Origin of the sequence: Oculatella sp. LEGE 06141 (assembly GCF_015207605.1) — a bacterium.
Lineage (GTDB): Bacteria > Cyanobacteriota > Cyanobacteriia > Elainellales > Elainellaceae > Oculatella.
In genome coordinates this window covers 41,820-56,994 of record NZ_JADEWO010000044.1, presented here as the reverse complement: position 1 = coordinate 56,994, position 15,175 = coordinate 41,820, and the positions used below count along the sequence as shown (strand labels likewise).

Here is a 15,175-nt window from a genome sequence, read left to right as displayed (position 1 = left end):
CCACCCAGAGGTTGAGGGATGTAGCGGGCGCGTTCAAGCCAAGCGCCGCTTCAGACTGGTGCAGGCTAGAGGCATCGGCCAGCGGGGTGTTGCTGAGCGAGCAGCGAGCCAGGTAAGCATCCTTTTGGTAGGCTTCACCATTCCGCAGCATCTCTGCATAGTGGGAAAAGCGCATGAGGTGGGCTTCAACTCCGCTGCCTGAGCTGGTCCATTGTCGCTTATCTTGCTGGTAGCGATCGCGTCCATAATAGCGAACAGGCAGTTCCAATTCGCCTAGCTTTTGATTGAGAAAACTTAAGTTCCAGATGGGCATGTCGTCTAACAGACCCGTAATGATGACGGGAATGCCCGGTTTCTGGTAGCGCTGAAAGAAAGTAGTAGCCGTTAGCTGCGATCGATGTACTCGAGGTACAGCATGATCTGGATCGTCAACGTCATATAAACCGCCCTCCGGTGGAGAGGAGGGGAGCATGTGAGAGCAGTGCTTGTGCGCCAATTGCGGTTGTTCGGGGTAATAATACGTCGCCATAACAAGCGGTGTAGAGAGGCTTTAACAATGAATTTAGGCTGCCCAATTTTAGCCAAATCAATGAATTCCCTAGCCCTAACCGCCGAACGCCTCCAGATACGTTCCAATGGTTCAAACGTAACTCGCAAACGTGGGAAATCGGGGAGAATTTCGGGAGGATTTCGGGAGTGTATGATTAAAACCAGGCAACCAGACTCGTGTGTGGGTTCAAATCGTCTGCACCTGATACCTGAATTATGGAAAAAATCCCTGATCAATAAACTGATCAGGGAATTTAAAGTATCGTTCCGCAAGCGCAGGCAGTAAGTCTCAGAACTCCTGTAACCTGCTGTTATAGCCTAATCATTAAAGGTAAAAAACTCAGGAGGAAAGCGGGGGATTTTCGGGAGGTTTAAATTTGTTTCATGCGATAGCCTAATCCATGCACCGTTTCTACCAGATCTTCGGGGGCACCTGCTGTTCGTAGCTTCTGGCGCAGGGTCTTGATATGAAACTTTACCGCCTCTTCTGTGGGAGCTTCATCCATCGACCATAACCGTTCAATGATTCCCGGTCGGCTCAAGACCCGTCGCCCGTTCGAAACCAGCAATTCTAGCAGCGCATACTCTTTAGGCGTGAGTAAAATGAGCTGATCTTCGTAGGTTACCTCATAGGTGCTGGGGTTCAAACACAAACTTCCCCAACAGAGCGAGAGCCGCGTTGTAGCACTACCTCGCCGCAGCAGTGCCCGAATTCGAGCCATCAGTTCTTCTAAATCGAACGGTTTTACCATGTAGTCATCGGCTCCGGCATCCAAACCAATGATTTTGTCGGCGATCGTATCCCGTGCCGTTAACATCAAGACGGGAATGGGAAAGTTGCGATCGCGCAGCTTTTGACAAAACCGCAGGCCGCTGATCTTCGGTAAGGTAATATCTAGCAGCACCAAATCATAGTCCAACATTTCAATCCAATCCCATGCGGACTCGCCATCATGGGCAACATCTACAGCATACTGACGGTTGGTTAACGCCTCAGTCAGCATGTCAGCAAGCTGCATGTCATCTTCTACAACCAGAATTCGCATTGAGAGTTCGGATGTATGAGCAACCCAATCTAACATTGACTCTAATCCAAAATCCAAACGTTTATGAAGTGGTCACGCGAAGGAAAATGGATTACTGGGGGCTTTATGATGACGATCGCCCTCATTGGCACACTTAGCATTATGTCGTATCAAAATGCGACGCAGTTGGTCAACAGTGCGGAGCGGGTGAGGCGAACCAACGACATTCTAGATTCATTGACCGACGTTTCAGCGACGCTGGCCGAAGCAGAATCACGCCGTTGGGGATACATCCTGTTTAACGATGCCGACGAGCTAGAGCGCTATCGTACTGCCGTCCAGCGATTCGACACTATTTTCCATCGTCTTCGAGACCCTTTAGCCGATACGCCCATCCAGCAGCAGCGCCTCTCGTTGTTAGAACAGGCGATTGGGCGGCAGTTGCAACTGTTTCAGCAGACGATTGAGCTATACCAGGGACGACAAACCGAAATTTCGGCCAGCGACCCGCTCATTACCCAAACCAAACAAAACCAGGATGAGATCAATCGGCTCATTGCTGCGCTAGAAGCCACGGAAGAAGAGTTGCTGCAAACTCAGGTGGAGCAAGCGCAGTCTAATTTACAGTTTCGGCTACTAATTGAGCCGCTGGCCGCAGTGCTGACGTTTGGAATTTTGTTAGGCGTGTATGCCCTGCTGTATCGCCAGATGGCAAAGCGGCAGCGGGCAGAATCGTTGCAACAAACGCTGGTGCAGGAAAAGAAAATGAGCGAGCTAAAACTCCAGCTATTTTCAATGGTGTCTCACGAATTTCGCACGCCGCTTAGCTTAATTTTAGGGTCGGCTCAACTGTTAGGTGAAACTTTAAAGCAGCAGGTCGAACCGATCAAGCTGAAAAATCTATATCGCATTCAATCTTCGGCAAAGATGATGACCCAACTGCTGAGCGATATTCTGACACTGGCTAGAGCCGATGCTGGCAACCTGGAATATAACCCGGAGACGGTGGAGATTCAAACCTTTTGCTTGAATTTAATTGAAGATTTTCAGGTGTTTAGTGAAAATAAGCGATCGATTCATTTCACTCAACAAGGCAGCTGTACCCATGCCTATGCCGACGAAAAACTGCTTTATTCTGTTCTCAGCAACTTGCTCTCTAATGCGATTAAATATTCACCGCCCGATAGCTCAATTGATTTCACGTTAATTCGTGAGGTAGACGCGATCGTCTTTCTAGTCAAAGATAACGGTATTGGCATTGCCCCAGAGGATCAGTCTCAGCTCTATGACCCGTTTAGTCGTGGTCGCAATGCCAGGGAACTGATGGGTACGGGACTGGGGCTAGCGGTAGTCAAACGCTGCCTGGATCTCCATCAGGGTACTATTTCTGTCGAGAGCCAGTTAGGAGTGGGCACAACGTTCATTGTGCGAATTCCGCAGGAGAGAATGGGATACCTATAAAAGAGGTTAAGCAGGTAAAAGGTTAAGCAGGAGGTTGATCCGTTGGGCTGGTTGGGTGCATTGCCATGTGCATCAAAACAGTTTGAGCGCTGTGTTCTGCTTCATCTTTCGAGGGATATTGCCGCACATACTCTCCGTCTGGCTGTAGTTCCCATGCCTGCCGATTGTCGGTGAGCAAAATATTAAGAATTTCGCGCAGTTCGGTGGCGATCGCCGTATCCAGAATAGGCGTTACAGCTTCCACCCGTCGGTCTAAATTTCGCGGCATCCAGTCTGCGCTCCCGATGAATATATCGTCCTGGCCGTTGTTGTGGAAGTAGAAAATGCGGGAGTGTTCCAGGTGCCGTCCTACAATGCTGATGACGCGGATGGTGTTGCTGATGCCATCTAACCCAGGCCGCAGGCAGCAGATACCGCGCACGATTAAATCAATTTCCACCCCAGCCTGAGACGCTTCATACAGCGTTGCAATTAGTTTTGGATCAACCAACGCATTCATTTTGGCGATAATTCGTCCCGGTTTGCCATTGTTGCAGTGGTCAATTTCGCGTCGAATCAGGGCAATCATGCGATCGCGCAGATTCACTGGAGCGACCAACAGCTTCCGATAGGACTGCTGCCGAGAGTAGCCCGTGAGGAAGTTGAACAAATCCGTCAAATCAGCCCCCAGTTCTTCTCGACAGCTCAACAGCCCCAGGTCGGTGTAAAGCTTTGCGGTTTTGGGGTTGTAGTTGCCCGTGCCAATGTGAACGTATCGACGGATGCGATCGCCCTCTTGCCGCACCACCAGCACCACCTTTGTGTGGGTTTTAAGACCCACCAGCCCATACACCACATGCACACCGCTGCTCTCTAGCCGTCGCGCCCAGTTGATATTGTTCTCTTCATCAAATCGGGCTTTTAGCTCCACCAGAGCCGCCACTTGCTTGCCGTGTTCAGCGGCGGTAATCAGCGCATTAACAATGGGAGAATCGCCCGATGTGCGATACAGCGTCATTTTAATCGCCAGCACATCTGGATCAATAGCAGCTTGCATAATGAACTGCTGCACCGTTGCTGAAAAAGAATGATAGGGATGGTGCAAAAGCAAATCCTGCTGCCGAATAACCGAGAAAAAGTCGTCGCTTGTTTCTGTTTCACCCCGTTCGCTGGTGGTTTCCAGTTCACCTACCCATTTCAGTCGGGTGGGAATCACCGGACTCCACGGCGGATCTTTCAGCTCTGGTAAGGGCAGCGACAGGAAAGACATCAAATCCTTGAGGTTTAGCAGCCCTTCGACCTCATACACATCACCTTCGGTTAAGCCCAACTCCCGCATTAGCGTTTCCCGCACCAGTTTAGGGGTGGAGGGTTGAATTTCTAGCCGTACGACAAATCCACCCAGCCGCCGCCGCCGAAGCTCTTGTTCGATCGCCAACAGCAGGTCATCCGCTTCGTATTCCTGCACTTCAAAGTCGGCATCTCGCGTAATCCGAAAGAGATGATATTCCTGAATGTTCATCCCCGGAAACAGCAGTTCCAGGTTATGAGCCATCACCTGCTCCAGGGGAACGCCGCTCCAAACGGTGTGCTGTCCGTTGTACGGTCGCAACTCGTCTGGGAAGGCAATAAAGCGAGGCAAAATATTAGGGACTTTAACGCGAGCAAAGTGTTCTTCGCCCGTTTCTGGATCTTTCACAAACACCGCCAAGTTAAGGCTGAGATTTGAGATGTGGGGGAAGGGATGCCCTGGATCAACGGCAAGCGGCGTTAACACTGGAAAAATGCGCTCTTCGAAATACCGCTGCAAATAAAAGCGCTGCTCCTGGCTGAGATCCATGTAGTTGAGGATATGCACCCCTTCTTCTGCCAACCGGGGTCGCAGTTCTCGCTCAAAATGGCGATGCTGTTCTGTTACCATTGGCCGCAGGCGATCGCTAATTTCACTTAACTGGTCTTGTGGGGTGCGCCCATCAGGCGTGAGACGGCTGACTTGAGCTTCAACCTGCTCTTTTAAGGTCGAAACCCGCACCATAAAGTACTCGTCCAAGTTAGAACTAAAAATAGCCGTAAATTTCAACCGCTCTAACAATGGCGTGCGCGGATCTAACGCTTCTTGCAGCACCCGGTGGTTAAACTCAAGCCAGCTTAGTTCTCGGCTGAAGTACAACGTGGGGTCGTGCAGGTTGATTTCAGGCTTGCTCTCTTTTGCTCTGGGCATGGTGTTTCGGTGGAGGCAGGGACTTGGTCTTGCGTTATCCTCTCAAAAAGCGCTGAGAAGCGCGAGTGTTCTAGACTACTCCGTTCAAGGTAGAGACAATGGGGGTGGTGGAGCGCCCCATCTCTCTATTCCGCTTGCCTCAACGCACTCTAAAATGAAAACGGTGGAAAATTCAACTCTAACCACCCGTTAAGCTTGTAGCAAGCCAGAAGGGACGTTGCCGCTGTGACCAAATCGTTTAAGCATTTAGACACCATTACCGTTTTGTTTGTAACGGTTCTGCTCATTTCAAATGTCACTTCTACTAAAATTGTTAACCTGGGTTCGTTTACCTTTGACGGTGGCACCATTCTGTTTCCGTTGAGCTATATCTTTGGCGATGTTTTAACGGAGGTGTATGGATACGGGCGATCGCGTAAGGTGATCTGGCTGGGCTTCATTTCGGCTCTGCTGATGTCTGTGACGTTTATGGTGGTGGGTGCGCTGCCCCCGGCGGCTGAGTGGAGCTATCAGGAGTCTTATGAGCAAATCTTAGGACTCACGCCTCGCATTGTAGCGGCCAGTTTAATCGCCTATTTTGCGGGTGAGTTTTCCAATTCCTTCATTCTGGCAAAGTTGAAAATTCGTACCCGTGGCCGCTGGCTGTGGACGCGAACCATTAGCTCTACGCTGGTGGGTCAGGTGGTGGATACCGCGCTGTTTATCCTGATTGCATTTACGGGTATCTTTCCAAATGCGTTGCTATGGACGCTAATTGTCTCGAACTATATCTTTAAGTGTGGTGTTGAAATTTTGTTTACTCCGGTCACTTATTGGATGACGGGATGGTTGAAGCAGCAAGAGCAAGAAGACCATTATGATATTCAAACTGATTTCAACCCGTTCCACATTACCAGCGTTAGCAAGTCATCGATTCAATAGAGATTTTTCGACAATTAGCCCCTTTGAACCATCTTCCAAGCGAAAAAGCGGTTGAAAGTCTAGCTTGAACTAGCTTTTAACCGCTTTCTTCTCAAGAAAGGTGAGGAAAAGTAATGGTCTATTTTTTAGTTGCTAAAAACGTCTTTGATGCTTTCAACAGCACGTTCAACGGCATTTACATTGTCGTCGATCGCCTTCTGAGTCCGATCCGCATCTTCATTGGCTCTCTTTTCAATGCGATCGGCATCTCTTTGGGCTTTACGTTCAACGGCACTGTTGTCTGTCGAGCGCTCAACTCGGTCGGCGTTTTTGTTGGCGGTTTCCTTAACCTTTTCGGCTGCATCCCGAACAAAGCTTTTGTTTTCCCGTTGGATCTGGCTACCTGTGTCTGTGGTGGCTGCAATTACCAATGTACCAGGAGCAGCCATTGCGCTAGTGTTTGAGAAGAAGGTGCCTTGCCATGTAAAGGCGATCGCTGACGCACAAAACAGAGCGGTAACAGCCCAACGTCCCATAGCAGCAAGCAATGTAGTAATTGATTTCATAGAAACAGTGTTTATGAGGTGGATCATCCTTAGTTTTACTTCATTCAGTGAGTTGGTCGGAATGACCTTTCGACAGAGTCCATAAGGGGTAGGTGAATCATTCGCAGTCAGGCGATCGAGAGGCTTTTTCGCTCAACCTCGAGCCACTGGTAATTCTTGTATGCTTCTAAAGATTGCTCTGTCTATCAAGCAACATCGGCTGGTGCCGTATTGATGGGTGCGTCTGCCTGTCCATATAAGTACATCTTGCTTGATCGTTCACCGACACGTAAATTGAGCGTGTCGGAATTTTACGCCCTTACTAATATGGCAGTCTGAGCGTAGCCAACGCCAACTCAGGAGAAGAAAGCGCTTCGGGAGCACTGGCATTGAAGTAAGGTTGGCATCTGCTGCGAATATGATTGATGCTATACCTTTCCTCTTATCGTTGACCTGTTGCCGATGAGTGGTGATATATCGCTACTATGTGCGTTTTACAACTGCTTTTGCAGCCATGTTCATATACAAGGCCAGGTTCAAGTCATAGATCGTCACCTTGCGACGCGCGTCCCAGGTTGTGAGCGATACCGTTACATGGTTGAAGACATTCCGCCATTCTGGGTGATGGTCGAGTACACGGCAATGATTTGCTACCATTTCCATAAAATCAGCCGCTTGATTGAAGTGTGGAAATCGGAATGTCTTCACTAGATACCGCACTTCGGCATTGCCAAAGTTGTCGATGTACCAACCTTCGTAGTCATCGTAGGTGAGGATAGAAGCTAGTTCTTGATCACCTAACGGTTGCGTTCTTGCTTTTGCCAGGTCGGGTTTTGGGTATTCGTCTGCATCCGGGCGTTTCTTCAGGTTTAGTTTGACTGCAATTCGGTCAATGAGTGGGCCAATAGCCACAGGCCAGCCTGCATAGTCGATGTATTCGGAATGCAACTTTGAGAGATAAGCGATCGAATCGGGTAATTCAAATTGCTGAAACCCACGATCGCAATCTGCAAATATTGGCAGTACAACTCGCTCGGATAGCCCAAAGCAATCGCCTTCAGGATGTGCAATGGGGGAAGATTTGGAGTACTCAAGCTCATGGGCAACCCAATCGTCTCCTGGTCGCTCCGTTTGGTTTGTACTGTGTTTAGGCATCCAGTTCTTGCCAATCAGGACGATCGTGGCATGAGCCTCATGAATTAAACTCTTGAGACGGTCAGGGAATTGATCTCCGGCTTGCATTTCCTCGACATCAACGGATACGCGCACAAATTGTAGTCTCTTTTCGATCTCGTTCTTGAGCAGCAGTGCAATTGGTGCCGTGTCTTGTCGTCTATAGCTAATAAAGAAGGTAAAAGGCTGCACAAGAACTCCTTGGTGTGAATGTGCCGAGCGCTACATCGTTGTCTGTCGCCTCATATTTGTTACTGTTAGCAAACAGTTGACCAGCAATAATGGGTACCAGATGCCAGTAGTCTTTCAATCCTAACTGATTGCTTTCGATTGTCCAGTGCTAAAGGGTTCGTGGGCGATCGCTATTCACTCTTGTATTGAAATGAGGCGGGTTCCTGCTGGTTGTTACCAGAATTTAGGCAGGGAGGGACGATCGCCCCTCCCGCTGACTCCTTGAGAATCGAGTGGTTAGATCATGATACGGCTGAGAACGCACATCACCTTATCGGGACAGTTGGGCACCGGAATTGGCTTACTCCATGCCCATGCCCCTGCCTCGGCAAGGCCAAGAGTATGTTGGCGCAAGATATGCGCTTTTACATTATCTTTAGTGCCAATCACCAGCGTGGTCAAAATGCGTGGATCGGGATTGATCGCTTGCATTGGGGTACAGTTATCAGTCATAGCAGTTTTCACTCCACTAATGGAACGGGGTTGATGAGGTACCCAAAACCAAAGCCACCCTGCTGCTTTTTTGCCATAGCAAAGTCAGGGTGGCTAGTGGAGTGATAAACTGCCCTCTAGCCCTCCGAACTGGTTACGCAGTTTGAGGGTTAGTCGCCTGGGGCTGTTGGTAGCAGCTTCCAGGTGACGCTTTGATTGCGGATATTTTGTTACTGAGAAACAACCGTACTGGAGAATTAGACTTTTTGCAAGTCTGTCTTGATACAGGTTTACACGATGGGCGATCGGCGGGTGCAGCGCTCCAAAGGAACCGACTTACCACTTTGAGGGATGGTTGGGATGCAACTGATCGTACTGCCAGGAAACAGGGTTGTTGGTGATGTGTTGGCGATGTATTGGCGAATATAGTGGAATGGCACTGAAATAAAGCTGCGCCATTAGTATAGACTGGGCTTCGACTACGCTCAGCCCTCGTTGGTGAGGGCTGAGCGTAGTCGAAGCCCGGAATGAACGCCCTTATTTCAGTGCCATTCGAATATAGTGCAATGATGTTTCGCTACGAATGCAGCAGGCATTAACCAGTTGTCCCAATTCATTTAACTGCATGTCACCATCCACAATTTCACCAAACAAACATTGACGTTGATGGGTGCAAATTGTAATGAAGTAGGTAACAGGCGATGAGTAGTCATATCCTTTTAACCGAATCGATCACCTGTGATGTTTATTGGGGCTGTAGTTCATGCCACCTCAGCCTTCGGTGAACCATATAAATAATGATCGAGATTTTTAGAAAGATCGTTAGGTAGCCTTTCCCATTCTTCTCTGGGAACTTGGGCACTAACTTCTTCAACAAACTGTAAAAAGGAAGGAAGGCCAGGGGATTGTTGTGAATCAGCGATTTGCTCTTCCCTTGTTTTTTGTTTCAAACGCAGTTTGACAAATAGTAAAAAGTCTAGAACTTCCTGAACAATAAAATCGGGGGTGCGCTCAAGTTCCTGAATGAGTTGTTCTTTGGCAGTAGTCATGATACTTTCCCTTGTGTTTGGTATACAATCTCACGTCTTCGCATTGATCTTTAACAACGCTTGAAATTGTTCATTATCTCGGAGACGATCGAAATCTGGGTTATATTTTGCCTCTAGCCGACATCGACGGGGCGCATATTCAATTGCCTGTCGTAGAGATTCGATCGCTAATTCATCTTCTTTCTGTAGAGAATAGCAACAGGCTTTAGCGTAATGACCTGCTTCATCCTCTTTCAAGTTGAGGGCTTGTTCACACAGAGCCAATGCTTCCGGGTAACGCCCTGCACGAGCTAAAACAATTCCTTGATTTGCCAAATACAAAGGCTCTTCTTTGTCGAGATCTCTCGCCTTCTTGATGTTGTCAAGAGCTTCATCATATTGCTCTAGAAAGCTCAAGCATAACCCTCGGAGGTTCCAGGGAATAGCATCAATCTTTGTAATTTGTAGTGCTTTGTCAATGCTGGCAAGCGCCTCTTCATATTGCTTTAGGTTCATTAGCACATTACTTCGGATAAACCAAGTTCTGTGACTATTGGATTTAAGCTCGATCGCTTTGTCATAGCTAACAAGTGCATCCTCATAACGTTCTAGCTCTTGTAGCGCAATACCTCGGTTATTCCAAGCTCCATAGTAATCAGGTTTAAGCTCGATCGCTTTGTCGTAGCTAACAAGTGCATCGTCATAACGTTCTAGCTCTTTTAGCGCATTACCTCGGTTATTCCAAACTCCATAGTCATCAGGTTTAAGCTCGATCGCTTTGTCATAGCTACTGAGCGCTTCTTGATGAATGTCTAAGCTGTTAAAAGCATTTCCAATATTCAAGAAGAGATCACTGCTGAACTCCAAGTAATCTAGCGACACAATTTTCTCTGCTTCTTCTCTTGCTTGTTGAACTAAAATAAGTCGTTGGCTAGGTTGACAGCGCAGTGTTTTGCTCATTAACCCTGTGTACTTCGCCAATCCAGTCAGGCGATCGACTCTCGGAAAGCAGTGCCCCAACGCAGATTCAATTTGAGATTTAATTGATCTGGTTAAAGGGCTTGTGGCAGATCCGTTTTTTTCAAGATTGAACTCATATCGATCTGGATTATTGTTAATTACACGCCAACCAAACGCTATGGCAAACTGAATACTGTCTAAAAACCGTTGCGTATCTTTCGGCAACAGATCATTATTGATGGGTTCTGCTTCAGCAGCAACGGCGGTGAAAGCAGCGAGAGCAACACCAGGCTCTTCAAGATGTGCGCCTTCAAAGAAGTAAGTCAGCAGTCGGAACTGACCTTTATCTCGATTTGCAAATAAAGCATGATAGACGGTTTCAGCAGCATATCTGCGCCAATCTGAGTTTTCATGCCTTGCTGGAGCAGGCTGATCCGGAGCCACTTCTTGATCAGCTAACTGCTGAAAATAATGAGCTAACAAGTTATGGACGTGACGAAATTTTTGCTCATCCTCCCGATGTCCCGCGGCTCGAATCACATCTCGCGCCACATCGTCAATACGATAAGTATCTTCTGCAATCACGAAGTCTCGCTCAATCAGCCAATCAAACCAGTCACCCTGTGCTTCTGATGCTTGGCTTTGGTCTGCCAAACTAGCTTCGACAAGATAATGGATCATTCGACGGTCAAACCAACGGCAGTAAGACGCTAACTGTACTACCTGCTTCTGCGTTGGAGTTAATCCATCCAGTAGCCGATCAACAATTTCGTCGCTGTCACGCAAGGTGTTGATCGATCGTCCATCCTCCTTCTGGTCTTTAATCAACCCAAGAAAATAAGGCAGCCCTTTAGTTGCTTGCGTCAGTCGGCGAACTTCATTCGGTTGAACAACGCCAATTTCCTTTAGATACTCTTTTGTTTCCCCCTTCTCAAATTTCTCTAGCTGGCACTCATAGATCAGATTTGAGTGATGCTGAAACATGCGCTGATAGCGTTTGTTCTTCAGTGAATAGCGTCCCGCCATTACAATGCGGACGGGATAAGAGTGCAGAGTTGTGTCTCCTAAAAGGTACTTACACAAGAATGCGTCAAAATCTGATGATGCTTTCTCGTAAGTATCTAGCTCTAACACGATGGGGCGTAGTTGAGATTTTTGAATCACTCCTTCTGCAAAGGCTTGAGTTAATTTGGGCAACGGGTCAAGCATGAGTTCTTGCAACTCTCGTTTGTTCTTGGTTGCCTGATGCTGTCTCAGGAGTTGCTCGATCCGATCCTTCTCAGAGAGTGCTAGAGAGGCTACATCTACAATTCCCTCGGCGGCACTACCCACTTGCTCAGCCGCTTTATCTGGCATATGCCATGAAGCAAACGCTTTCACTGCCCCACCAAATAGCTTTTTGACCAAGCTCACTTGCTCTGCGCTAGCAGAGCCTCTACCCGCAGCCGATTCAGTTTCTAACTGGTTCAGCGTATTTCTGTACTGTTGGCATAATTCTGTAAATGCGTCTCCTCCCCATCCATCATCTGGCAACTGTTTATACAGATGTTCCATCAATGCCAGTGGACTGTCGATCTTTGAGGTAGGCCCAAAAAATGCTTTGGCAAATGTTGCCTCTTCTGCGTAAGTCTGCCGCAGTTTCTCTAAAAGAGTAGACTTACCAATACCTCCTATGCCATAAGCATAAAATACTAAGGGATTGGCTTCTGGTCTTTCCAGTGCTTTACCAAAATTGTCAAGCAATTTCTTGGCTGACCTGCGGGATATATAGAGGTCTAAATCGGTCATATCAACTTTAACGGTTCATCTTTTCACACATTTTAGTCTTCCTATCAGGGCGATCGCTCTCTGCTCTACACCTCTGACAATCCCCTAAAGCCCGTGACGGGTTAGGGAACAAATGCAGACCAGTTGACCCGTTTCAGGCCACCGCTCAAACTCATTTCAACCCGTTTTGCGTTTCAGATATCGGCCATGCATCGACTCCATCAAAATCAGACGAGAGAGCCAAATCACAGCAGAAATCAAGGTTTTTTGAGCAGGTTGGGAACCCTGATGGAAGTCCTGAGTCCTTTACGGGACTCTTCTTTAACTGGTGATCATGACTTCATCTCTTCCCCAGAGCCAAACCCTGCAATCCCAGGTCGATAGCTTACTGCAACTGCACAACCAGGAACCCTCACTGCGATCGCAGCTTGACCCAACCGAAATTCAGGCATCCTTACGAAAAGCGATCGCCCCCACCTTCGAGATTGTGTTTGCGGGTGCCTTTAGTGCTGGTAAATCGATGCTGATTAATGCGTTGCTAGAGCGGGAATTGCTTTATAGCGCCGAAGGTCATGCTACAGGTACAGAATGTCAAATTGCCTACGCTGAACCCAATCAAGAACGGGTTGTGCTGACGTTTATGAACGAGGTTGAGATTCGTGAACAGGCCAATGTGCTGTGTCAGCGGTTGGGAATCACGACCCCCATCAACATTAACCAGTCAGAAGTACCTGACTTGCTGCGGCTGAAATGCCAGCAAATTATTCAAGAGGAAGGCGGCGAAAGCAAATCTGATCAGGCAAAGCAAGCCAGTGCCTTACATTATTTAATTGATGGTTTTGTGGCGAATCGGGAACACATTCACACGGTTCAAAACAACACCTTTTCAATGGAACACTTTAACTTTGCCACCCTGCAAGAAGCAGCAAGCTATGCCCGTCGAGGTGGAAACAGTGCTGTACTAAAGCGAGTTGAGTACTACTGTCATCATGAGTTATTGCAAGATGGCAATATTCTGGTAGATACTCCCGGCATTGATGCTCCCGTTAAAAAGGATGCAGAACTGACTTACACCAAAATTGAAAATCCTGATACCTCAGCGGTGGTCTGTGTGCTAAAACCGGCCTCATCTGGAGAGATGAGCAGCGAGGAAACAGAACTGCTAGAGAAAACGCGATCGAATCCAGGGATTCGCGATCGCGTCTTTTATGTTTTTAATCGCGTGGATGAAACCTGGTACAACACTCAATTGCGGCAACGGCTCGATCGGTTGATTCAAGACCAGTTTCAAGATTCAAGCCGGGTTTACAAAACCAGCGGGCTGCTTGGATTCTACGGCAGTCAATTAAAAGTAGTGAGCAGAGGCGATCGCTTTGGCCTGGATACAATCTTTGCCAGCACCATTGAAACCGCACCCGAATCAGAAGAAACGCCGCAATTTGTCAGCGAGTTCAATCGCTATTGCGCCAACTCCGGTAAGTTACCCGCCGACCGATTTCGCATTGATGTTAAAAGCTACGAGTCTCCAAACGAGAACTACGTCCGCATCTTAAGTGAACAGGGTACACCGCTGGTTGAACAACTGATTAGAGACAGCGGCATTGAAGAGTTCCGTACCGCCATTACTCGCTATTTAACCGAAGAAAAACGGCCTCTATTGCTGGCAACCTTGGCCGACGATTTACAACCCCTGTGCATCAGCTTGAAGCGGCTATATTTGGACGCATGGCAACAGTTGGAAAGCCAGCCGCGCGACATTGATGCCATCAAAGAACAGGAGCTGCGCCAACTTAGCCGAGAATTGAAGCAAATTGGGGATGCCTTTCGGCAGGATATTGAGCAAGACGTAAATGAAGCCGTAGCCAGCAATCGCAATAGGGTGCTGGAAAATAGTTTTCTTAAACTCAAAGCTCGCATGGTGAGCCGTCTGGATGAACTGCTCACGACCTTTTCGGTGAGCGAGGTTCACAAACGGGCGCAGGCCAGCCACAAGCGCCATTCTGTGGTGCCGCTGCTCGGTATCCTGGCAGAAGCCTTTTACTACCTGGCAGACGGTTTAGAAGAAGTGCTGGTAGATGCTTCGAAAGAAGTGGTAGCAACCTTCTTTCAAGCCTTGCTCGATCGCGTCCGGCAGCAAGAGTATTACCGCAACCTCTATCGCTTGCTGGGTAACGATGGCGGCATTGAACAAAGCCTGATTAAACTTCAGCAAAGAGTGACCGATGCGCTGGTAAATGAGGCCAGGACAGAGTGCGATCGCTACGTTCGTGAACGTCCCGAATTTTACACAGAGGGCACTTGCTCCATGTGGCAACTACGCCAAACGCTGCAACAAGCCTGTCGCGGGTACGACTACCACAACATGATGGAAGCGGAACCCGCCATTCGCCAACTGCTCAAGCTAGATTTTGAGCAAAAAGTGAAGGAAACGGTAATACGTACCTTTCGCCAAACCATTAACCAAACGCTCAACACTCACTTGCTGGACGAGTCTAGCCAGCAGGCCGACCTGATCTTGCAGCAATACGATCAGGCGCGTGCCTACCTGGCGCAGATTCTCGATAAGGAAGCGGAGGCCACCATTAGAAGCAATGAGCGTAAACAGGCTGATATTGAACGGAAGATTGCAATCTATAACCAGGCCATTTCTGAGATCAATGGCTATTTGGAACGGATGAGACTCGATCGCAAAAAGCTGCCAGCCATTAGCGACACTGACCTGGTTGTTATTCCCAGCACCTTAGAGGCGATCGCAGTTGAAATAGAACCTTCAAGCCCGGAACCCAGCCCGGAACCTAGCCCGGAAAACAGCACTGCTGAACTGGCTCACGACTACGAAGATGCTGTCTCGTTAACAGAGGTGTAATTCCCTCGATTTGACTCAGTAGGATGCGTCGCGGCGGT

General features: G+C 48.3%; 10 protein-coding genes and 1 pseudogene. 3 read left to right on the top strand and 8 right to left on the bottom strand.

Annotated elements, in window-relative coordinates:
* Both IQ268_RS23590 and IQ268_RS23585 read right to left on the bottom strand, forming a co-directional pair.
* Positions 1-472 (bottom strand): annotated as a pseudogene (locus tag IQ268_RS23590) (cupin-like domain-containing protein); the annotation flags it as partial.
* A 448-nt stretch (positions 473-920) separates the two neighbouring features.
* Positions 921-1,595, bottom strand: a complete 675-nt coding sequence (locus tag IQ268_RS23585; protein ID WP_193884331.1) for a response regulator transcription factor — start codon at positions 1,593-1,595, stop codon at positions 921-923.
* A gap of 63 nt (positions 1,596-1,658) precedes the next feature.
* Between IQ268_RS23585 and IQ268_RS23580 the strand changes: the two genes are divergently transcribed.
* Entirely contained in the window at positions 1,659-3,035 is a 1,377-nt protein-coding gene (locus tag IQ268_RS23580; RefSeq protein ID WP_193884323.1) for an ATP-binding protein, read from the top strand.
* A gap of 22 nt (positions 3,036-3,057) precedes the next feature.
* On the opposite strand, the gene ppk1 is transcribed toward IQ268_RS23580, so the two are convergent.
* Positions 3,058-5,235, bottom strand: coding sequence for a polyphosphate kinase 1 (ppk1, locus tag IQ268_RS23575; protein ID WP_193884321.1), 2,178 nt, complete (start codon positions 5,233-5,235; stop codon positions 3,058-3,060).
* A 225-nt stretch (positions 5,236-5,460) separates the two neighbouring features.
* Between ppk1 and IQ268_RS23570 the strand changes: the two genes are divergently transcribed.
* Positions 5,461-6,156: a queuosine precursor transporter gene (locus tag IQ268_RS23570; RefSeq protein ID WP_193884319.1), complete on the top strand. Its 696-nt coding sequence runs from the start codon at positions 5,461-5,463 to the stop codon at positions 6,154-6,156.
* 125 nt (positions 6,157-6,281) lie between these two features.
* Here the strand turns inward: IQ268_RS23570 and IQ268_RS23565 are convergent, their stop codons facing one another.
* The 5 genes from IQ268_RS23565 to IQ268_RS23545 all read right to left on the bottom strand — a co-directional run bounded on the left by IQ268_RS23565 (position 6,282) and on the right by IQ268_RS23545 (position 12,292).
* A complete protein-coding gene (locus IQ268_RS23565) occupies positions 6,282-6,701 on the bottom strand; it encodes a hypothetical protein (protein ID WP_193884316.1) in 420 nt (139 codons plus the stop codon).
* Positions 6,702-7,163: 462 nt separating this feature from the next.
* Entirely contained in the window at positions 7,164-8,045 is an 882-nt protein-coding gene (locus IQ268_RS33540) for a 4a-hydroxytetrahydrobiopterin dehydratase (protein WP_193884314.1), read from the bottom strand.
* Positions 8,046-8,321: 276 nt separating this feature from the next.
* Positions 8,322-8,537: a hypothetical protein gene (locus IQ268_RS23555; protein ID WP_193884312.1), complete on the bottom strand. Its 216-nt coding sequence runs from the start codon at positions 8,535-8,537 to the stop codon at positions 8,322-8,324.
* A 740-nt stretch (positions 8,538-9,277) separates the two neighbouring features.
* Positions 9,278-9,565: a hypothetical protein gene (locus IQ268_RS23550; RefSeq protein ID WP_193884310.1), complete on the bottom strand. Its 288-nt coding sequence runs from the start codon at positions 9,563-9,565 to the stop codon at positions 9,278-9,280.
* A gap of 30 nt (positions 9,566-9,595) precedes the next feature.
* Positions 9,596-12,292, bottom strand: coding sequence for a tetratricopeptide repeat protein (locus tag IQ268_RS23545; protein ID WP_193884308.1), 2,697 nt, complete (start codon positions 12,290-12,292; stop codon positions 9,596-9,598).
* 313 nt (positions 12,293-12,605) lie between these two features.
* On the opposite strand from IQ268_RS23545, the gene IQ268_RS23540 reads away from it, so the two are divergent.
* Positions 12,606-15,137: a dynamin family protein gene (locus IQ268_RS23540; protein ID WP_193884306.1), complete on the top strand. Its 2,532-nt coding sequence runs from the start codon at positions 12,606-12,608 to the stop codon at positions 15,135-15,137.
* Positions 15,138-15,175 lie beyond the last annotated feature (38 nt).